This is a genomic window from Sphingomonas sp., assembly GCF_036402235.1.
In the GTDB taxonomy this organism is placed as follows: Bacteria; Pseudomonadota; Alphaproteobacteria; order Sphingomonadales; family Sphingomonadaceae; genus Sphingomonas.
Genome location: NZ_DASWTG010000008.1, coordinates 33,048 through 53,772 on the forward strand (window position 1 = coordinate 33,048; position 20,725 = coordinate 53,772).

The 20,725-nt window shown below is 68.3% G+C and carries 15 protein-coding genes; 13 read left to right on the plus strand and 2 right to left on the minus strand.

Going from position 1 to position 20,725, the window contains the following annotated elements:
- Positions 1-10 precede the first annotated feature (10 nt).
- Positions 11-796, minus strand: a complete 786-nt coding sequence (locus VGD28_RS00885; RefSeq protein WP_331026442.1) for a DeoR/GlpR family DNA-binding transcription regulator — start codon at positions 794-796, stop codon at positions 11-13.
- Between the two features lie 357 nt (positions 797-1,153).
- On the opposite strand from VGD28_RS00885, the gene VGD28_RS00890 reads away from it, so the two are divergent.
- The 6 genes from VGD28_RS00890 (at position 1,154) to VGD28_RS00915 (ending at position 10,458) form a co-directional block, all read left to right on the plus strand.
- Positions 1,154-1,939 (plus strand): transketolase, encoded by a 786-nt coding sequence (locus VGD28_RS00890; protein WP_331026443.1) that lies wholly within the window; start codon positions 1,154-1,156, stop codon positions 1,937-1,939.
- On the plus strand, positions 1,939-2,898 hold the full coding sequence (locus VGD28_RS00895) for a transketolase family protein (protein WP_331026444.1): 960 nt from the start codon (positions 1,939-1,941) through the stop codon (positions 2,896-2,898). Before VGD28_RS00890 ends, VGD28_RS00895 begins: the two co-directional genes overlap by 1 nt.
- A complete protein-coding gene (locus tag VGD28_RS00900) occupies positions 2,898-4,388 on the plus strand; it encodes an FGGY family carbohydrate kinase (protein ID WP_331026445.1) in 1,491 nt (496 codons plus the stop codon). The genes VGD28_RS00895 and VGD28_RS00900 overlap by 1 nt, the downstream gene beginning before the upstream one ends.
- Positions 4,389-4,476: 88 nt before the next feature.
- Entirely contained in the window at positions 4,477-7,515 is a 3,039-nt protein-coding gene (locus VGD28_RS00905) for a TonB-dependent receptor domain-containing protein (RefSeq protein WP_331026446.1), read from the plus strand.
- A gap of 121 nt (positions 7,516-7,636) precedes the next feature.
- Positions 7,637-8,887: an MFS transporter gene (locus VGD28_RS00910; protein WP_331026447.1), complete on the plus strand. Its 1,251-nt coding sequence runs from the start codon at positions 7,637-7,639 to the stop codon at positions 8,885-8,887.
- A complete protein-coding gene (locus tag VGD28_RS00915; protein ID WP_331026448.1) occupies positions 8,884-10,458 on the plus strand; it encodes a DUF5060 domain-containing protein in 1,575 nt (524 codons plus the stop codon). Before VGD28_RS00910 ends, VGD28_RS00915 begins: the two co-directional genes overlap by 4 nt.
- 201 nt (positions 10,459-10,659) lie before the next feature.
- Here the strand turns inward: VGD28_RS00915 and VGD28_RS00920 are convergent, their stop codons facing one another.
- The gene (locus VGD28_RS00920; protein ID WP_331026449.1) at positions 10,660-11,703 is read right to left on the minus strand and encodes a GNAT family N-acetyltransferase; all 1,044 of its coding nucleotides are present in this window, start codon (positions 11,701-11,703) and stop codon (positions 10,660-10,662) included.
- A 136-nt stretch (positions 11,704-11,839) separates the two neighbouring features.
- On the opposite strand from VGD28_RS00920, the gene VGD28_RS00925 reads away from it, so the two are divergent.
- The 7 genes from VGD28_RS00925 to VGD28_RS00955 all read left to right on the plus strand — a co-directional run bounded on the left by VGD28_RS00925 (position 11,840) and on the right by VGD28_RS00955 (position 20,712).
- Positions 11,840-12,295 (plus strand): DUF2721 domain-containing protein, encoded by a 456-nt coding sequence (locus VGD28_RS00925; protein WP_331026450.1) that lies wholly within the window; start codon positions 11,840-11,842, stop codon positions 12,293-12,295.
- Positions 12,296-12,322: 27 nt separating this feature from the next.
- Positions 12,323-14,368 (plus strand): carbon starvation CstA family protein, encoded by a 2,046-nt coding sequence (locus VGD28_RS00930; RefSeq protein WP_331026451.1) that lies wholly within the window; start codon positions 12,323-12,325, stop codon positions 14,366-14,368.
- The gene (locus tag VGD28_RS00935) at positions 14,365-14,550 is read left to right on the plus strand and encodes a YbdD/YjiX family protein (protein ID WP_331026452.1); all 186 of its coding nucleotides are present in this window, start codon (positions 14,365-14,367) and stop codon (positions 14,548-14,550) included. The genes VGD28_RS00930 and VGD28_RS00935 overlap by 4 nt, the downstream gene beginning before the upstream one ends.
- A gap of 151 nt (positions 14,551-14,701) precedes the next feature.
- Positions 14,702-14,986: a hypothetical protein gene (locus VGD28_RS00940; RefSeq protein WP_331026453.1), complete on the plus strand. Its 285-nt coding sequence runs from the start codon at positions 14,702-14,704 to the stop codon at positions 14,984-14,986.
- 60 nt (positions 14,987-15,046) lie between these two features.
- Positions 15,047-16,318: a TolC family protein gene (locus VGD28_RS00945; protein WP_331026454.1), complete on the plus strand. Its 1,272-nt coding sequence runs from the start codon at positions 15,047-15,049 to the stop codon at positions 16,316-16,318.
- A 2-nt stretch (positions 16,319-16,320) separates the two neighbouring features.
- Positions 16,321-17,496, plus strand: a complete 1,176-nt coding sequence (locus VGD28_RS00950) for an efflux RND transporter periplasmic adaptor subunit (RefSeq protein WP_331026455.1) — start codon at positions 16,321-16,323, stop codon at positions 17,494-17,496.
- A 3-nt stretch (positions 17,497-17,499) separates the two neighbouring features.
- On the plus strand, positions 17,500-20,712 hold the full coding sequence (locus VGD28_RS00955; RefSeq protein WP_331026456.1) for a CusA/CzcA family heavy metal efflux RND transporter: 3,213 nt from the start codon (positions 17,500-17,502) through the stop codon (positions 20,710-20,712).
- Positions 20,713-20,725: the final 13 nt, after the last annotated feature.

Sequence of the window (20,725 nt, forward strand, 5' to 3'; positions counted from 1 at the left end):
GCCGGAAATTTCAGGCGGTCAGCACCTCGACGCCTGCGGCCTCGATCGCGGCACGATCCGCGTCGCGGATCCCCGCATCGGTCACCAGCAGGTGGACCAGCTCGATCCCGCCCAGCGCAGTGAAGGAGCGCAGCCCGATCTTGCTCGAATCGGCGACGAGGATGACCTTCTCCGCCGCCTCGATCATCGCGCGCTTGACGGGGATGTCGGACAGCGCCGGATAGGTGAGGCCCGCCTCCAGATCGATCGCCGCGGTCGCCAGGAACAGCTTCTGGACGAACAGCCCGCGGAAATAGTCGGCGGAGCGGTCCCCTGACAGCGACAGTGTCGGCGCCTTGAAGTGCCCGCCGGTCATATGGACGTCGAAGCCCGGCTCGGCGCCCAGCATCAACGCAATGTTGAGCGCGTTGGTGATGACGGTCATGTCGTGCCGGCCGCTCAGCTGCGCCGCGACCTCGGTCGTGGTCGATCCAGAATCGAGGATGATCGTCTCGCCATCGCCCACCAGCGCCGCGGCGGCCCGGCCGATGCGCTGCTTGGCTTCCATATTCTCGTGATGCTGCAGCGCCATCGCGCGCACCTGCTGCGTCACCGACTTGAGGAAAGCGCCGCCATGCTCGCGAACGATATGGCCGTCCGACTCGAGCTTCTCGAGATCCTGCCGCACCGTGACTTCCGAGACCCCGAACGCTTCGGCCAGGCTGCGCACGCGCGCGCTGCCTTCCTCCTGAAGCCATTCGAGGATCTTGCTCCGGCGCGCCTCGCCGAGCATCCGCGCTCGCCGCTCGCCGCTCATGCGCGGCCTGCGGTGCGCGCCGGGTCGCGGAGAATGGCCGCGCGCCAGCTGGACGATTCCGACATCCCCGTTCCTGCCTATCTACCTGATCTGGCACCCATTCGGGACCATTCAGCCCTCCGCCTTTCTAACGCGGCCTTTCGGCTCTTGTCAATTTTTGGCTTCATCGATAGCAAACGAAAAAATCCGAAACTTCGATTGATACCCATATAATATGACTATTATTGCGTTTGCTTTCAACATCCGTTATGCGGCGGGCAGGAGAGGTTGATGAACAGAGTCGGTTTGGAGAGTCGGGACGCCGTTGCGCGCACGCTGGAAACGCGCGCCGCTCACGTCCGCGAACGCGCCAACTGGATGCGCCGCCGCCTGCTCCGCATGATCGTCGATGCTGGCCAGGGCCATCCCGGCGGTGACCTTTCGTCCGCAGATATCATCGCGGCTTTGTATTTCGACATTCTTCGGATCGACGAGTCCTCCCCTGCCGCCCCGGGCCGCGACCGTTTCGTGATGAGCAAGGGTCATTGCACCGGGGCTCTCTACACGGCGCTCGCCGGGGCGGGCTTCTTTCCCGAAGCGGAGCTCGACACGTACCTCAAGCCCGAGTCGCGGCTGAACGGTCACCCGAACCGCACCTATCTGCCGGGGGTCGAGACCAATACCGGCCCACTCGGCCACGGGCTGCCCGTCGCGGTCGGGATCGCCGTCGCAGGCCAGATCGACAAGGCGGACTACCGCGTCTTCGCGCTCACCGGCGACGGCGAGCTGCAGGAAGGCAGCATGTGGGAATCGGCGATGTTCGCCGGCCACCGGGCCTTAGGCAACCTCACCGTGATCGTCGATCGCAACCGGCTGCAGCAGGGCGCGAAGACCGAGGACACCAACAGCCTCGAGCCGCTCGCCGACAAATGGCGCGCCTTCGGCTGGGAGGTTGCCGGGGTCGACGGGCACGACCATGAAGCGCTGCTCGAAACGCTCGATGCGGCCTGCGCCCCCCGAAGCAAGCCGCTCGTCATCATCGCCGACACGCACAAGGGCCAGGGGGTCAGCTTCATGCGCGACCAGGCCGGCTGGCACCACGGCGTGCCCAACCCGGAGCAATACGCCCAGGCGATTGCCGAACTCGAAGCGGAGATGAAGTGATGGCGGCCGCAGCAGCCCCAGCCGGCATGTTCGACTGCCGCGACGCCTATGTCCGCACGGTCGAGGAGCTCGCCAGCAACGACAGCCGCATCGTCGCGGTGGTCAACGACTCGGTCGGCTCGTCCAAGCTCGGCAAGTTCCGTGAGCGCTTTCCCGACCGGCTGATCAATGTCGGCATCGCCGAGCAGAACATGGTCGGCGTCGGCGCGGGCCTCGCCAATGGCGGCAAGATCCCGTTCGTCAGCGGCGCCGGCTGCTTCCTCACCGCCCGCGCGATGGAGCAGATCAAGGCCGACTGCGCGTACAGCCAGCAGAATGTGAAGCTGTGCGGCATCTCCTCGGGCGTCGCCTATGGCGAGCTCGGCGCGACGCACCACAGCATCGAGGACGTCGCCTGGCTGCGCGCGATCGACAAGCTCACCGTGATCGTCCCCGCTGATCCGTGGGAGACCGCCGAGGCGATCAAGGCGGCCGCGGCGCATGACGGCCCGGTCTATATCAAGATCAGTCGCATGCCCGTGCCCGCACTGGAGCGCCCGGAAGACGCGGCCTTCGCGATCGGCAAGGGCGAAGTGCTGCGCGAGGGCGGCGATATCGCCATCGTCACCAACGGCACGCTGGTCCATCGCGCGATCGCCGCAGCCGAAGCGCTGGCCGCCGAAGGCATCGCCGCGCGCGTGATCAACATGGCGACCGTGTCGCCGCTCGACACCGATCTGATCGCGGCCGCGGCACAGACCGGGGCGATCGTCACTGCCGAGGAAGGACTTGCGCAAGGCGGCCTTGGCGGCGCGATCGCCGAATATTGCGCGCAGCACTCGCCCGTGCGGATGCGGATGCTGGGCTTCCCCGGCTTCCTGCCCACCGGTTCGGCGTCGTGGCTGATGGAGCGCTATGGCCTCACCGCCGACGGCATCGCCGCCGCCGCGCGCGCGCTGTTGGAAGCAAGGGCCGCCTGATGTCCGGCCCGGTCATCCTTGCCATCGACCAGGGCACGACCAACACCAAGGCGCTGCTCGTCGCGCCCGACGGTACGGTGTTGGCCTCGCGCTCGCGAGCGATGCAGGTGACCTATCCGCAGCCGGGCTGGGCCGAGCAATCGGCATCGGACATCTGGGAGGCGGTCGCCGCGCTGATCGCCGAGCTGGTTGCCGCCGCGCCCGAGACGGAGATCGCCGCGCTCGCCATCTCCAATCAGCGCGAGACCGTTGTGCTGTGGGAGGCCGCGACCGGCCGCCCGATCGCACCGGCGGTGATCTGGCAATGCGCGCGCTCGGCCGAGCGCTGCGCCGCGCTGCGCGCCGGGGGACATGAGGACGCGATCGTCTCGCGCAGCGGCCTCGGCATCGATCCGCTCTTCCCCGCCGCCAAGATCGCCTGGCTGATCGACTCGATCCCCGGCGCACGCGACCGTGCGGCAACGGGCGCGATCAAGGCAGGGACGATCGACAGCTGGCTGCTGTGGAACCTCACCGGCGGTCAGGTCCATGCGACCGATCACAGCAACGCGTCGCGCACCCAGCTGTTCAACCTCGACACGCTCGACTGGGATGCGGAGCTCGCGCGCATCTTCGACGTGCCGCTCGCCATCCTGCCGCGCATCGCGCCGTCGGACAGCGGCTTCGGCGCGGTCGCGCCGGGCCTCACCGCGCTGCCCGCGGGCACGCCGGTGCAGGTGTTGCTGGGCGACAGCCATGCCGCGCTGTTCGCGCACGGAATCCACGCGCCGGGCCGCGTCAAGGCGACGATCGGAACCGGCAGTTCGCTGATGGCCGCGACCGCAGGCCGTGTGCGCTCGTCGCATGGCCTGTCGAGCACGATCGCGTGGAGCCGTACCAGCGGCGGCGCACAGCACGCGATCGAGGGCAATATCTCCGTCTCCGGCCATGCCGCAGCCTTCGCGACCGCATTGCTGGGCCTCGCCGACGAACAGGCGCTCACCGATCTAGCGGGCAGCGTCGAGGACAGCGCAGGCGTCGTCTTCGTCCCCGCGCTCGCGGGTCTTGGCGCGCCGCACTGGCAGACGGGCGCGCGCGGCACGATCAGCGGCATGACCCTGGCAACGCGTCCGGCGCATGTCGCGCGCGCGACGCTGGAAGCGATCGCGCTTCAGATCGGCGATGTGCTCGACGCGATCGCCGCCGATCTCGACATCGAACTGCCCGAACTCTCGATCGACGGCGGCGCCGCCCGCAACCCGCTGCTCGCGCAATTGCTCGCCGACCTTACCGGCCGCGCGATCGCCCGGCCCGAGATCGCCGAGGCGAGCGCGCTGGGCGTTGCCCGCATGGCGGCGCAGGTGCTTGGGCTCACCGATTCCGGCGCACCCGCCGCTGCCGACCGGTTCGAGCCGAAACTCGCACCAGCCGCGCGCGATACGATCCGCCGCAACTGGCGCGAGAGCGTCGGCGATGTCGTCGCCCGCGCCAATCGCGCGCCGCCCGGCTGAGGTCACAGGAACAACGACAGAGAGGCGGATCACCGCCCGATGAACAGGGCCGAACAAGGCCCGGCGCAACAAGGGAAGGAGTGGGGAAATGAAAGTTGCAGGAACCAATCTGTCACGCGGCGCGCGTCACACGCTGCTGATGACCGGCGCGAGCGCACTCACGCTGCTCGCCGCCACCGCCGCGCAGGCGCAGGACGTTGCGCCCGAAAGCCAGCCCGCCGCCGAGGCCGAGCAGGAAGTCGTGGTCACGGGCAGCCGCATCGCATCGCCCGCGCTGACCTCGCCCAGCCCGCTTCAGGTGGTGACCGCCCAGGCGCTCGAGAACCAGGGCGTGGTCAACGTCCAGGAAGCGCTGCAGCAGAACCCCGCCGTCGGCATCCCCGGCCAGAGCCGCACCACCAACGGCGCCAGCACCAACCCGGGCCTGGCCACGGTCAACCTGCGCAATCTCGGCGCCGATCGCACGCTGGTGCTGATCGACGGCCGCCGCTCGGTCGCGGGCGTGCCCGGCACCGCGCAGGTCGATCTGTCGATGATCCCGACCCCGTTCATCGAGCGCGTCGACGTGCTCACCGGCGGCGCATCGGCCGTCTACGGATCGGACGCGGTCGCGGGCGTGGTCAACTTCATCTACAAGAAGAAGTACGAAGGGCTTCAGCTCAACGTCCAGGGCGGCATCTCCGAGCGCGGCGACGACCGCCAGTTCGTCGCCAACGCCACCTATGGCGCGAACTTCGCCGACGGCCGCGGCAACATCATGGTCTATGGCGGCTATGTGAACGAGGGCGTGGTCGAGAATGACGGACGCGACTTCGCGCGCTACGACTATACCAGCCTCGGCACCACGCAGCGCGTCGCGGGCAACGATGCGCGCAACCTGACCGCGGCGCAGAACCTGTTCACGCCCTTCTACAACCCGTCGAACGTCGGGCCGGGCGGCGTGTTCGTGATCGGCAGCCAGACCAACCGCATCATCAATCCCGACGGCACGTTCCGCGCCTATAACGCCGCAACCGACGGCTATAACCGCGAGCAGTACAAGCTGCTGGCCGCGCCTTCGGAGCGCTACACCTTTGCGGCACGCCTCAACTATGACGTGACCGACAACGCCAACGTCTTCGCGGAGGCGACCTATACCAATGTGCTCAGCAAGGGCCGCATGGAAGCATCGCCGATGCGCACCGACAGCGCGCTGGGCGCCTTCCCCGGCAATGGCGGCTTCTACCCTATCGAGTTCATGGTCGCGAACCCGTCCAACCCAGCCGATGTGCGCCGTCTCGCCAACCCGCTGGTTCCGGCCGCGGTGTTCGCCGCGGCGACCAACCGCAACGCCAACGACGCGATCAGCTCGAAGGATCTGAGCTTCCTGCTGCGCACGACGATGTTCGACGGCGGCACCCGCACTATCCCGACCGAGCGCGACAATTTCCGCGTCGTGCTGGGCGGAACGGTGGATCTGGGCAGCAGCTGGAAGCTCGACGCCTACTATCAGTACGGCTTTACCAAGCAGCACCAGTCGATGAGCGGCCTCGCCAACCTCTACAACCTCGCCGAGGCGTTGCAGGCGATCCCCGACGTCTACGACTATGACAATGACGGCAACCGCAGCGAAGCGGTGTGCGTCAATGCGTCGGCACGTGCGCAGGGCTGCGTTCCGATCGACGTCTATGGCCTCAATGCCGACGGCACGTCGAAGATCTCGGCCGACGCGATCAAGTACATCAAGACGAGCATGAGCCGCTATTCCAAGCAGCAGATGCACGTCGCGGCCGCCAACCTGACCGGCACGCTGTTCCAGCTTCCCGCCGGCCCGGTGCAGGTCGCCGTGGGCGCCGAGTATCGCAAGGAGGAAAGCCGCGACATCTTTGATCCGCTGACCAATCAGGCGCGCAACGGCTATGTCCAGCTGACCGACACCGCGGGCAAGTTCGACGTCAAGGAAGCCTATGGCGAAATCGTCGTTCCAGTCCTGTCCGACACGCCATTCTTCCATAACCTGACGCTGCGCGCGGCAGGCCGCATGTCCGATTATTCGACCGTCGGCACCTTCTATGCGTGGAATGTCGGCGGCGAATGGGCGCCGATCGAGGACATCCGCTTCCGCGCGGTCTATGCCCATGCGACCCGCGCGCCGAACATCGGCGAGCTGTTCGCGGCGCCGGCGGCGGGCATCATCTCGATCACCGATCCGTGTCAGGGCATCACCGCGACCACGCCTGGCACGCTCGCCGATAATTGCCGGGCAGTACCGGGGATCGCGGCCAATATCGCCGCAAACGGATCGTTCACGCTCACCCAGGCGGATCTCGCGGGCGTCGGCGGCCTGACCGCCAACAACCCGAACATCCAGGAAGAGACCGGCAAGACGCTGACGCTCGGCGCGGTGATCAACCCGCGTTCGATCCACGCGCTGCGCAACCTGACGCTGACCGTCGACTATTTCGACATCAAGCTGGAGGATGCGATCAGCCGCGTGCCGGCCGCGACGGTGCTCAATAAATGCTATCGCGAGGGACTGGCCGAGTTCTGCCAGTTCGTCACCCGCCGCACCGGGGCCTCGGGCGCGTACAGCACCGGTTCGGTCGAGCAGGTCATTCGCGGCCTGGTCAACAGCGGCGGCTCGTTCAGCCGCGGACTCGACTTCACGCTGAACTACAACCACGCCGTTGCGGGCGGCAGGGCAAGCTTCTCGGCGGCCTGGACACATCTGCTCAAGAACGGTTTCCGCGCGCTGACCGGCGATCCCTATGACAATACGATGGGCGAGCTCGGCACGCCGCGCGACGCGGTCAGCGTCGGCGCGGGCTGGGAAAATGATGACTTCGGCTTCAACGTGAACGCCGAATACATCGCGCCGCAGGTGCTGGACTATGAGAACTTCCAGACGCTGTATCGCCTCGCAGACGGGTCGGTGCCCGACGAGAAGTATTTCCGCATCGGCTCGAAGATCTACACCGACCTGCAGGTCCGTTACACCGGGCTCGAGCATTTCGAGTTCTATCTGGGCGTGAAGAACCTGTTCGACGTCGAACGTCCGCCCGTCTGGGGCGGCCTGCCCGGCAACGTCAACGGCGTGTACGACGTGATCGGCCGCCGCTTCTACACCGGTGCCCGCATCAAGTTCTGACGAAGCACCCCTTAGACAGGGGAGGCCATGCGCCTCCCCTGTCGCTCTGTCTTCGGATTTCCGCTGAGGCCGCAGCAGCGACATAACGGCCAGCAAGCCACTAGCCCTGGAGAGAAACGGAATGAGCAGCGCATCTGCCGATCGGGAGGACTGGAAGAACACGATCCTTGCCGGACTCGCCAATTATATCGACGCCGGATCGATCGTCGCGGGCGCCGTCGCGCTGGCGCTGTGGAAGAAGGAATATGGGCTCGACGACAGCCTGCTCGGGCTGATCGCCGCCTTCGGCCCGAATGCGATCGCAGCGGGCATCGGCGCGCTGATCGGCGGGCGGTTGTGCGACCTGCTCGGCCGCAAGAAGATCTACCAGTACGATATGCTGTTCTACGCGTTCGGCATGCTGTGGCTGGTGTTCTCGATGAACGCCTGGATGGTCATCATCGGCTTCTTCCTGGTCGGCCTCGCCGTGGGCGCCGACATCCCCGCCTCCTGGTCGCTGATCGCCGAAATGGCGCCCGACGACAAACGCGGCAAGCATAGCGGGGTGGCGCAGGTGCTGTGGTATCTCGGCCCGGTCGTCGTCCTGCTGCTCGCGCTGGCGCTCGACAGCCTCGGGCTGCTGGGCGCGCGCATCATCTTCGCGCACCTTGCCGTCCTTGCCATCGCGCTCACCTTCCTCCGCTCGAAGATGAAGGAATCGCAGCGCTGGGTCGAGGCACAGCAGAGCGGGGAGACCGCGCAGCGCGGCCGCTGGCAGGATCTGTTCACCCCCCAGCATATCGGATCGATGGCGTTCCTGACGGGCACCTATCTGTTCTGGAACCTGTGGGCCGGCACCAACGGCTTCTTCTTCCCCTATATCCTCAGCACCGTCGGCGATCAGAGCCAGGCGATGTCGGTCGCGGTCCAGACGCTTAGCTTCATGCTCGGCATGGCGTCGATCTTCTTCATCTTCATGAAGCTGGCCGACAAGGTGAACCAGCGGCTGCTGTTCGGCATCTCGGCGATCACGCAGGTGATCGGCATGGCGCTGCTCGCGATCTTCCCGCTCACCTTGCCGATCGCGATCATCCACGTCTTCCTGATGTCGGTCGGCGGCGGTTTCGGCGCGCAGAGCTTCTTCCAGCTGTGGAGCTCGGAGATGTTCCCGACCGCGCTGCGCGCGACCGCGCAGGGGGTGATGTTCGCGATCGTGCGCATCGTGCTGGGCGTGTTCAGCTTCTTCGTGCCGGCGCTGGTGGCGACCGGCTTCCACACGCTCGCCTGGATCCTGGTCGGCTTCCTCGCGATCAGCGGCGTGATCGGCTTCGTCTGGGCACCGCGCAACGAGGGCAAGTCGCTCGAGCAGCTCGACGCGGAGCGCGCGGCATGAGCATCACCCGCCGCAATATGCTGAAGTCCGGCCTGATCGCCGCCGGCGCCGCCGCCACCCCGGCCTTCGGGCAGGGTACAGCCCGCACCGAGCGCTGGGGCGTGCACGAGCTGGTGTTCGAAGGGCCGCAGACCGGCAACCCGTTCGACGACGTCCAGCTCGTCGCGGTGTTCAAGGGCGCGGGAAAGGCCATCCGCGTCCCCGGCTTCTACGACGGCAAGGGCGTCTATCGCATCCGCTTCAGCCCGCCGGAGCTCGGCAAGTGGAGCTGGGAGACCGAGAGCAGCGCGACCGAGATGGCGCACAAGCGCGGCAGCTTCGACTGCGTCGCGCCCTCGGCGGGCAATCACGGCCCGGTGCGGGTGACTCAGGACGGTTTTCACTTCGCCTATGCCGACGGCACGCCGTTCCGCCAGATCGGCACCACCTGCTACAGCTGGGCGCTCCAGTCGGACGCGAAGTGCGCGCAGACGCTGGAGACGCTCAGGACCGCGCCGTTCAACAAGATGCGGATGCTGGTCACGCCCAATGTCGAATCGGTCGCGACCAACCCCTATGTCCGCACCGGCAAGGGGCCGCGCGACTGGGATGCAACGCGCTTCGATCCGGACTATTTCCGCCGCTACGAGGACCGCATCGCGAAGCTCGGCGCGCTCGGCATCGAGGCGGACGTCATCCTGTTCCACCCCTATGACGAGAAGCGCGGCTATAACGACATGAAGCGGACGGACGACGAACGCTTCGTCCGCTACTGCGCCGCGCGCTGGAGCGCATACCGCCATGTCTGGTGGTCGATGGCCAACGAATATGATGCGGTGAAGACCAAGTCGATGGACGACTGGGACCATCTGTTCCAGGTACTCGTCGCCGCCGATCCGCACGACCGGCTGCGCTCGATCCACCAGATCAACACCTATTACGATCACCGCAAGCCGTGGATCACCCATGCCAGCGTGCAGAACGGCGCGGCGGTGCTCGACGACCTGCGCGCCGAGCTGCACCGCGCGATGACGCTGAAGCCCGTCATCTTCGACGAGGTCGTCTATGAGGGCAATTCCAACCTGCGCTGGGGCAATCTCGACGGGCAGGGCATGGTCGAGCGTTTCTGGTGGGGGCTGATCGGCGGCACCTATGTGGGCCATAGCGAGACCTACGACCCCAGGCAGAATGCCGATTTCTCGTGGCTGGGTCAGGGCGGCGTGCTCAAGGGCACCAGCGCCCCCCGCCTCGCGTTCCTCAAAAAGATCATGGAGGAAGGCCCCGCGCCCGGCATCGACGCGATCCAGCCATGGTGGAACTATCACCTCGGCGGCGTGCCGCACGAATATTACCTCAAATATTTCGGCACCGGGACGCCGACCGAATGGCAGGTCGTGCTGCCGGGCCGCAGCGGCGATCCCAAGAACAGCTTCCGCATCGACATCATCGATACCTGGAACATGACGATCACCCCCGTCGAGGGCGTGTTCCGCATGCAGCAGAAGAACCAGTATGACGTCCACGACCCCGCCCGGCCAAGCATCGCGCTGCCGGGCAAGCCGTACATCGCGATCCGGCTGGTGAAGGTCTGACGTTCACGAGACCCCCTCTCGGGGTGGCTAGAACTGCGGCTGCGGCGTTCCACGTCGCAGCCGCTTTTTTTATGCGCGCCGCATGCGGAAAGTCCTAAAAGTCACACTGCCACGCGTGCGCGAGGCGATCCGGTCATTCGACGATGTGAAAGAGCCGGTCGAGGCTGGCAGCCGGATTCCAACATTGCAAGGAACCATGGGTCAGGCAGGCTTGTTGCCGCTCCGGCGCCACCAGCCGCGAAGCAGCCGCGCGATCACCCCCGACACGCCCGGCCGCACGAACAGCCAGTCGCGGATCATCGGCCCCGCCTCGGCGCCGATCGTGCGCTTGTAGCCGCTGTCGCCCGCGCCCCAGTCGACCGTCGCCATGCCGTCGTCGAGCGCGCGGGCAAGGTTGCGATAATAGAGCAGCTTGCCCGGCGAATGCTTGGCGACACGCGGATCGTAGCTGTTGGCGATCGCATATTTGAGCGTGCCCGCGTTCATGTCGAACGAGAAGGCGGCCGGCTCGCCGTCGATGCGCAGCAGCGCCGCCCACATCATCCGCGCGATCACCGGATCGGCGGCGGCGGCGCGCCAGAAGCCGCCATGGCCGTCGTCGGTGAACTTGGCGTCGCTGCCGTCGGTGCGCGACGCGATCCAGCTCTTGCGCTCGATCGCGGCGAGCGCGTCGAACGCGTCCGCATTCCAGTCGTCACCGGACACGAAGCTCCAGTCGAGCTCGCCATGCTCGGCGAGGTGCTTTTCGTGGAAGCGGTTCTTGCGCAGCGTCGAATTGCGCGGCCAGGTGCCCTCCGCGCGCAACGTCGTCATGTCGAGCAGGAAGCTTTCGGCGACAAACCGGTCGAGCGCGACCCAACCCTTCGCCTCCGCCGCCGCGCGCAGCCCTTCGAGCGCCGGATCGCCGTCATAGACGGGTCCGATACGCAGCGCCGCGGCTTCATGGCCGAGCTTGTCGAGCAGCAGCTCGAACGCCGCGGCATCGGCATCGGCAGCGACGGGGAAGCTGCGGAACGGCCAGTAGCAGCCGGGTATGGTCCTGATGCCGAGGAACCCCGGCCCCTTGGGCACGATCGGCAGCGCGAGCACCGGCACGCCTTCACGCGCGACGGTCAGCGTCCGCGCCGAACCGCCATAGGCGGCAAGCGCCGCCGCGAACCAGCCATAGCGCAGGAAACGGTGCGTCGGGGCAGCATGATCCGCCACGGCGTCGAGCGCGCTCGTCAACCCTTCGCCGGTGCTCACGGTGAGCAACGGAGGCAGGCGGGTGAACTCTGCAAGCGGCATCGGCCTTGTCATAGCACGCGCGATAGCGGCAATGCGTTACCAAGCCGTGCAAGCCCGCTTGGCGGATGCGCGGCACGATCATAAGGTGCGTGCGATGTCACCGATGCTCTCGACCGTCGCCGCCACGATCCAGGTCTCGATCGCCCCCGTCTTCCTGCTGGCGGGCATCGCCGGCATCCTCAACGTGCTAATCGGGCGCATGGCCCGCGTGGTCGATCGCTCGCGCAAGATCGAGCAGCTCCACCCGGTCTCGCAGGGCGCCGAGCATGACCGGCACGTCTGGGAGCTGCGGCTGATCGACCGGCGGCTGGCGGTGATCAACACCTCGATCTGGCTGTGCGTCGCCAGCGCGATCCTGATCTGCCTCGTCGTCGCGCTGATGTTCGGCGCGACGCTGACGCATCTCGACATCGGCGGCGTGGTCGCGGTGACCTTCATCGCCTCGATGCTGCTGCTCACCGCGGGCCTCGTCGCCTTCCTGGTCGAGGTGCGGCTGTCGCTGCAGGCGGTGCATATCCGCGAGGAACTGCTCGAGCGCGACCGCGCCTAGCCGTCGAACGAACCGGAGCCGACACCCATGACCCGACATCTTCCCTGGATCGCGCTGGCCGCGGTCGGCGCCGTGGCCCTGGCCGTGATCGGCATCGCACGCGGGGAGACGGTCAACGCGCTGTGGATCGTCGCGGCGGCGGTGTCGGTGTTCCTGATCGCCTATCGCTATTATGCCCTGTTCATCGCCCGCCATGTGATGCGGCTCGACCCGCGGCGGGCGACGCCGGCGATCCGGCTGGCCGACGGGCTGGACTATGTCGCGACCGACCGCAGCGTGCTGTTCGGCCACCATTTCGCCGCGATCGCGGGTGCTGGCCCGCTCGTCGGCCCGGTGCTCGCTGCGCAAATGGGCTATCTGCCCGGAACGCTGTGGATCCTGGCCGGCGTGGTCGTGGCAGGCGCGGTGCAGGATTTCATGATCCTGTTCATCTCGATGCGCCGCGACGGCAAGTCGCTGGGCGAGCTCATCCGCATGGAAATGGGCCAGGTCGCGGGCACGATCGCGCTGTTCGGCGCCTTCATGATCATGGTGATCATCCTCGCCGTGCTCGCGCTGATCGTGGTCAAGGCGCTCGCGGAAAGCCCGTGGGGGATGTTCACGGTCGCGGCCACCGTGCCGCTGGCGATCCTGATGGGCGTCTATACCCGGTGGATCCGGCCGGGCAGGATCGGCGAGGTCTCGCTGCTCGGCATCGCCGGGCTGCTCGCCGCGCTGGTGCTCGGCCAGTCGGTCGCCGCCTCGCCGGTGCTGGGGCCGATGTTCACCTTCACGCCGATCCAGCTGTGCTGGCTGCTGATCGGCTATGGCGCGGTCGCCTCGGTCCTGCCCGTCTGGCTGCTGCTCGCGCCGCGCGACTATCTCTCGACCTTCCTCAAGATCGGCGCGATCGTCGCGCTCGCGCTCGGCATCGTCATCATGGCGCCGCCGCTCAGGATGCCGGCGATCACCCAGTTCGTCGCCGGCGGCGGGCCGGTCTGGTCGGGCAACCTCTTCCCGTTCCTGTTCATCACCATCGCCTGCGGCGCGGTATCGGGATTCCATGCGCTGATCGCGAGCGGCACCACGCCCAAGCTGATCGCCAGCGAAGCCCATGCGCCGTTGATCGGCTATGGGGCGATGCTGATGGAAGCGTTCGTCGCGATCATGGCGCTGCTCGGCGCCGCGATCCTCGATCCCGGCATCTATTTCGTGATGAACAGCCCCGGCGCGGTGCTCGGCCCGAACGCGGCCAGCGCCGCCGCCGCGGTGACCGCGATGGGATTCCCGATCGACGCCGCGGCCATCACCCAGGCGGCGAAGGACGTGGGCGAGGCGACGATCATCTCGCGCACCGGCGGCGCCCCGACGCTGGCGGTGGCGATGGCCGAGATCTTCAGCCATGCCGTGGGCGGACCGGCGATGAAGGCCTTCTGGTATCATTTCGCGATCCTGTTCGAGGCGCTGTTCATCCTCACCGCGGTCGATGCCGGCACGCGCGCGGGACGCTTCATGCTTCAGGACCTGATCGGCCTCGCGGTCCCCGCGTTCAAGCGCACCGATGCGCTGGTGCCGGGCGTGGTCGCGACGGCATTGTGCGTCGGCGCCTGGGGCTTCTTCCTGCATCAGGGCGTGACCGATCCGCTGGGCGGGGTGAACACGCTGTGGCCGGTGTTCGGCATCTCCAACCAGATGCTGGCGGCGATCGCGCTGATGCTGGCGACGGTCGTGCTGTTCCGCATGAAGCGCGATCGCTTCGCCTGGGTGACGATGGTGCCGACCGCCTGGCTGCTGGTCTGCACCGTCAGCGCGGGCATGCTCAAGCTCGTCTCGTCCGATCCCAAGGTCGGCTTCCTCGCGCACGCGGCGCGCTTCTCCGACGCGCTCGCGCGCGGGGAGCTGCTCGCCCCGGCCAAGTCGATGGCGGAGATGCGCCAGATCATCCGCAACGACTATATCGACGCGGGCCTGTGCGCGCTGTTCCTGGGCGTGGTGCTGTCGATCCTGATCTTCGCGATCCGCGCGTCGCTCGCCGCGCGGCGCCAGGCCGAGCCGAGCGCGCGCGAGACCCCGGCCGAGCTGGCGCCGGCATGATCCGCGCGCTGCTCCGCACGCTGCGCGATACCGCGCGGCTGATGGTCGGCCTGCCCGACTATGAGGCGTATCTTCGCCACATGGCCGCGCATCATCCCGATCGCCCGGCCATGGATCGCGCCGCCTTCTTCCGCGACCGCCAGCGTGCGCGCTATGGCGGGGGCGGCGGGCGCTGCTGCTGAACGCGCCTGCCGATACGTTACCTCGTATCAATTTGATCGGACTTGAGAATTCTCGAGTAGGCGCATGACAATCGGCCTGAATTGAGATAACCGGCGTGCGAAGATGCCACGGTTCCTCACCATCCTGCTTTGCGCATTCGCGGTGCTCTCCTTGGGCATCGGCCCGGTTGCGCACGCGGCGGAGGATAGGGTGTGCGTCGAAGCCGGCAGCCTCGACCATGGCGCCGAGCGCGATCAAGGCTCATCTGAATCGGACGGGGCCGACAAGAATTTCTCCCATCAGCATACAGGCTGCCACGCGCATCATTTCGCGGCGTTGGCCGATGAAGCGGATGTGCCGTCGCTGCTGGCGGCGAGCGCCATGCGTTCCGCGATCCGGATCGCCGCGCTCGTTCCCGCGCCCGGCGATCCTGCGCTGAGACCGCCGCAAGCCTGACGATCGATCTGCCGCCGGCATCCGCCTGGCGGTGTCTTCGTTCGTCAGGAGTTTCACGACATGAAATCAGGGATCGCGGCGTTGCTCGCCGCGGCGTCCTGCGCCGGTATCGCGCAGGCGCAGACAGCAGCCGCGCCGGCGGCGGCTGAAACCACGCTCACGCTCGAGGAAGCGTTGCAGCGCGCCGGGGCGATCTCCCCCGCTCGCCAAGTCGCCGAGCTGGGGGTGGAGGCCGCGCAAGCCGGGCGCACCGTCGCCGGATTGCGGCCCAACCCGACCCTCAACGCCGATGTCGAGAACGCCTTCGGCACGGGGCCGTACAAGGGCATCGGCGAGGTGGAGACGACGATCGGGCTCGCGCTGCCGCTGGAACTGGGCGGCAAGCGTGCGGCGCGGATCGCGGTGGCCGATACGCGGATCGCCCGCGCGCGGATCGACGCGATCGCCGCCGGGGCCGATCTCGGGCTGCAGGTCACCCAAGCCTATATCCGGGCGGTGTCCGCGCAGCGCCGGCTGGCCGTTGCGCAGGATCAGCTTCGCGTGACCGGCGAGAATCTGCGCATTGCCCGCGATCGCGTGATGGCGGGTGCCAATTCACCGATCGACGAGCAGCGCGCGGCACTGCTCGCTACCGGCGCGCAGGCCGAGCTGGAGCGCTCTCACAGCACGGTCGAGGCGACCCGGCTCGCGCTTGGCCAGCTCATCGGCGGCCTCCCGCCCGCCTCGCTCGATCAGGAATGGTTCGACCGGCTCGACGCCGCGCCCTATGGCCCCGCGGCCCCGGCCAATGCCGAGGGCACGCTCGCGCTGGCCGCCGCCACCGCCGATGTCGCCACCGCCGATGCGCAGCTTCGCCTTGCGCGCAGCCAGCGCATCCCCGACCTGACCGTCAGCGTGGGCACCCGCCGGCTGCAGGCGAGCGGCGACATGGCGATGGTGTTCGGCGTCTCGGTGCCGCTGCCGGCGTTCGACAATGGCCGCGCGGCGATGCGCCAGGCCGCGGCGCAACGCGATCAGTCGGAGGCGCGCCGTCGCCTCGCGCGATTCGAGGCGGAGCAGGCGATCGCCGCGGCCCGCGCCGACCGCGACCGCGCGGCGGCAGGCGTGCGCGCCTCCGCCCCGACGATCGCCGCCGCGCAGGAAGCGGCGCGGATCGCGCGGATCGGTTACGGCGCGGGCAAGTTCGACCAGCTCGTCCTGCTCGAGGCCGAGCAGGCGTTGCTCGACGCCCGCACCGCCGCAATCGACGCGCGCGCGCAATATCACGACGCCGCGGCACGGCTTGCCCGGCTCACCACGCCGGCCCGGCTGCCGGCGCCGGCAGGAAATTGACGATGAACAAGCACATCATCGGGGCAGCCGCCCCGCTCGCCCTCGCCTTGCTGTTGCCAGGCTGCGGCAGAGCTGGGGACGAAAGCGCCAACGACAGCGCCGCCCGTGCCGAAGGCGAGGCTGGGCACGCGGAAGACCAGGCCAAGGGAAGCGAGGCGGACGAAGGCGCAATCGCGCTGACCCCGCAGCAGATCCGGGCTGCCGGGATCGAGCTGGTCCGCGTCACGGCGGGCGGCGGCGGAGCGCTCACCCTGCCCGCCACCATCGAAGGCGACCCGCAGGGCACGCAGATCGTCTCGGCCGCGATCGGCGGGCGCGTGGTCGCGCTCAACCGCAACCTCGGCGAGCCGGTCGCGCGGGGCCAGGTGGTCGCGGTAATCGAGAGCCGCGAGGCCGCGACGATCCGCGCCGAGGTCGAGGCCGCACAGGCCCGCGCAATGCTGGCGCGATCCAACCTCCAGCGCGAGGAACGGCTGTTCAGGCTGCGCGTCTCGCCCGAACGCGACCTCATCGCCGCGCGCACGGCGATGACCGAGGCCAGCATCGCGCTGCAGCTCGCACGCCAGCAGGTGGCGGCGGCCGGGGTCGGCGCGGGCTCGCTCAACCGCATCGGCGTCACCGCGCCGATCGCGGGCCGGATCGTCGCGCGGCCGGTCGTGCTGGGCCAGACGGTGGCGGCCGATGCCGAGCTGTTCCGCGTCTCCGACCTCGCACGGGTCGCCGTCACCGTCCCGCTGTCTCCGGCCGATGCCGCACGCATCCGCGTCGGCACCCCGATCGAGATCGGCGCGGGCGACCGCCGCTCGAGCGCTCGCGTCAGCTTCGTCTCGCCGGTGCTCGACGAGGCCACCCGCCTCGTCACCGCGATCGCCCTGATCGACAACCGCGCCGGGCAGTGGCGCGTCGGCGAGCCGGTGACCGCGGCGATCGCGCAACCCGGCGAGGGCGACGGCACCGTCACCGTGCCGGCGAGCGCCATCCAGACGATCGAGAACCGGCAGATGGTGTTCGTGCGCACTGCCGGCGGGTTCCGCGCGCAGCCGGTGACGCTGGGCGCCCGCGGCGCCGGCACCGTCGCCGTCACATCCGGGCTGACCGGCCGCGAGGAAATCGCGGGTCAGGGCAGCTTCATCCTCAAGGCCGAGCTCGGAAAGGGCGAGGCGGAGCATGGGCATTAAGCCATGATCGAGAGAATCGTCACATTCGCCGTCGAGCGGCGCTGGTTCGTGCTGCTCATGACGCTCATCGCCGCGGCGGTCGGCGCGGTCTCGCTGTCGCGGCTGCCGATCGACGCCGTCCCCGACATCACCAACAACCAGGTCCAGATCAACATCCGTGTCCCGGCGCTCTCGCCCGAGCTGGTCGAGAAACAGGTCGCCTTCCCGATCGAGACCGCGCTCGCGGGGATCCCCGGTCTCGAACATACCCGCTCGCTGAGCCGCAACGGCTTCGCGCAGGTCACCGCCGTGTTCACCGACGCGACCGACATCTACTTCGCGCGCCAGCAGGTGGCGGAGCGGCTGCGCACTGCCGAGGAGAGCCTGCCCGAAGGGACGGCGCCCGAAATGGGGCCGATCGCCACGGGCCTGGGCGAAGTCTATATGTGGACCGTCCACATGGCCCACCGGCCGGAGGACAGGCACAAGCCGGGCGAGCCCGGCATCCAGCCCGACGGCAGCTACATCACGCCCGAAGGCGAGCGGCTGGTCAGCGAGGCGGACAAGGCGACCTACCTGCGCACCGCGCAGGACTGGATCGTCAGTCCGCTGCTCAAGTCGGTCGACGGCCTTGCCGGCGTCGATGCGATCGGCGGCCATGTGAAGCAGTACCAGGTCGTTCCCGACATGCAGCGGCTGAGCGCGCTCAAGCTCAGCCTCACCTATCTCGCGGCCGCACTGGAGGAGAACAACCGCGCGGTGGGCGCAGGCGTGGTCGACCGCAACGGCGAGGGTCTCGCGGTGCGTTCGGACGCGCGCATCGCCAATGCCGATCAACTCGGCCGCACCGTCATCGCAACGCGCGAGGGCGTGCCGATCCTCCTCGATCAGGTCGCCACCGTCCGTACGGGTCAGGCGATCCGCATGGGCTCGGCGTCGGAGAACGGCAGGGAAGTCGTCGTCGGCACGGCGATCATGCGGATCGGCGAGAACAGTCGCAACGTCGCCTCCGCGGTGGCCAACCGGCTGGCCGAGATCAACGCCTCGCTGCCGACCGACATCGTCATCCAGCCGGTGCTCGACCGCACGGGCCTGGTCAATTCGACGATCAGGACGGTGGCGAAGAACCTGTCGGAAGGCGCGCTGCTCGTCATCGTCGTGCTGTTCCTGCTGCTCGGCAATGTCCGCGCGGCGCTGATCGCGGCGCTGGTCATCCCGATCACCATGCTGCTGACCAGCTTCGGCATGCTGCGCGGCGGCGTCTCGGCCAACCTGATGAGCCTTGGCGCGCTCGACTTCGGCCTGATCGTCGACGGCGCCGTCATCATCGTGGAGAACGCGCTGCGGCGCATCGCCGAGCGGCAGCACCATCATGGCCGGACGCTCACCAGCGAAGAGCGGCTGTCGGTGGTGGCGGCGGCCGCGCGCGAGATGATCCGCCCCTCGGTCTATGGGCAGGCGATCATCATCCTCGTCTACGTCCCGCTCCTCACCCTCTCCGGGGTCGAGGGCAAGACGTTCACGCCGATGGCGCTCACCGTCATCCTCGCGCTCGCCTTCGCCTTCCTGCTCTCGCTCACCTTCGTCCCGGCGATGCTCGCGATCTGGCTGTCGAAGCCGGTGGAGGAGAAGGAAGGGCGCTTCATGACCTGGCTCAAGAGACGATACGAGCCGGGGCTGGGCAAGGCGATGCGGCGCCCGACCGTCACGATCGCCGCGGCCGCCGGCGCGTTCGTGCTCGCGGTCGGCGCCTATGCGACGCTGGGCCGGGAGTTCCTGCCGCAGCTCGACGAGGGCGACGTGACCGCGCAGGTGCTGCGCGTGCCGGGCACGTCGGTCGCGCAGAGCACGGCGATGCAGTTGCAGGTCGAACGCGCGGTCTCGGGCATTGCCGAGGTCAAGTTCGTCTTCTCCAAGACCGGCACCGCCGACCTCGCGTCGGACCCGATGCCGCCCAACATCTCCGACACCTTCATCATCCTGAAGGACCGCAAGGACTGGCCCGATCCCGGGCTGGCCAAGGCCGAGGTCGTCGCCAGGATCGAGAAGGCGCTGGAAACCCTCCCCGGCAATGCGTTCGAGATTAGCCAGCCGATCCAGATGCGCTTCAACGAGCTCATCGCCGGCGTTCGCGGCGACATCGCGGTCAAGGTGTTCGGCGACGACAGCGACACGATGAACGACACCGCGAGCAAGATCGCGGGCGTGCTGCGCACCGTGCGCGGCGCAACCGACGTGCGGGTCGAGCAGACCGAAGGGCTGCCGATGCTCGACATCCGCCCCGATCGCGACGCGATGGCGCGGCTCGGCATCACCGCGCGGGTCATGCAGGATACGGTCTCGGCCGCGGTCGGCGGGCGCGACGCGGGGATGATCTTCGAGGGCGACCGGCGCTTCGCGGTGACCATCCGGCTCACCGACGCGGCGCGGGCCGATCCGGCGACGCTGGGGCAGGTGCCGGTGCCGACGCCGGGCGGCGCGTTCGTGCCGCTCGAGAGCGTCGCCGACATCGCGGTCGCCTCAGGCCCCAACCAGATCAGCCGCGAGAACGGCAAGCGGCGTGTCGTCGTCCAGGCCAATGTGCGCGGGCGCGACGTGGCGGGCGTGGTCGAGGAGGCCCAGGCGGCGATCGCGCGCCAGGTGCGCCTGCCCGCGGGCGAGTATCTCGAATGGGGCGGCCAGTTCGAGAATCTCAAGTCGGCCTCGGCCCGTCTCGCGCTGGTCGTCCCCGCCTGTTTCGCGCTCATCATCCTGCTGCTCTTCGGGGCTTTGGGAAGCCTGCGCGACGCCGCAATCGTGTTCACCGGCGTGCCGCTGGCGCTGGTCGGCGGCGTGCTCGCGCTGTTCCTGCGCGGCATGCCCTTCTCGATCTCGGCGGCGGTCGGCTTGATCGCCCTGTCCGGCATCGCCGTCCTCAACGGCCTGGTCATGGTCACGTCGATCCAGGACCTGATGGCGCGCGGCCTAAGTCGGGCCGAGGCGGCGTACCAGGGCGCCGTAGCGCGGCTCCGCCCGGTAGTGATGACCGCGCTGGTCGCGTCGCTCGGCTTCGTGCCGATGGCGATCGCGACCGGGCCGGGTGCGGAGGTGCAGAAACCGCTCGCCACGGTCGTGATCGGCGGCCTGATCTCGGCGACGCTGCTCACTCTGTTCGTCCTGCCGACACTCTACGCGCGGTACGGACGGCGGGGAGCGGAAGCCGGTGTCACGCGCGGCGATGCGGAACAGCCGGCCTGATGCGGAGGCGAGC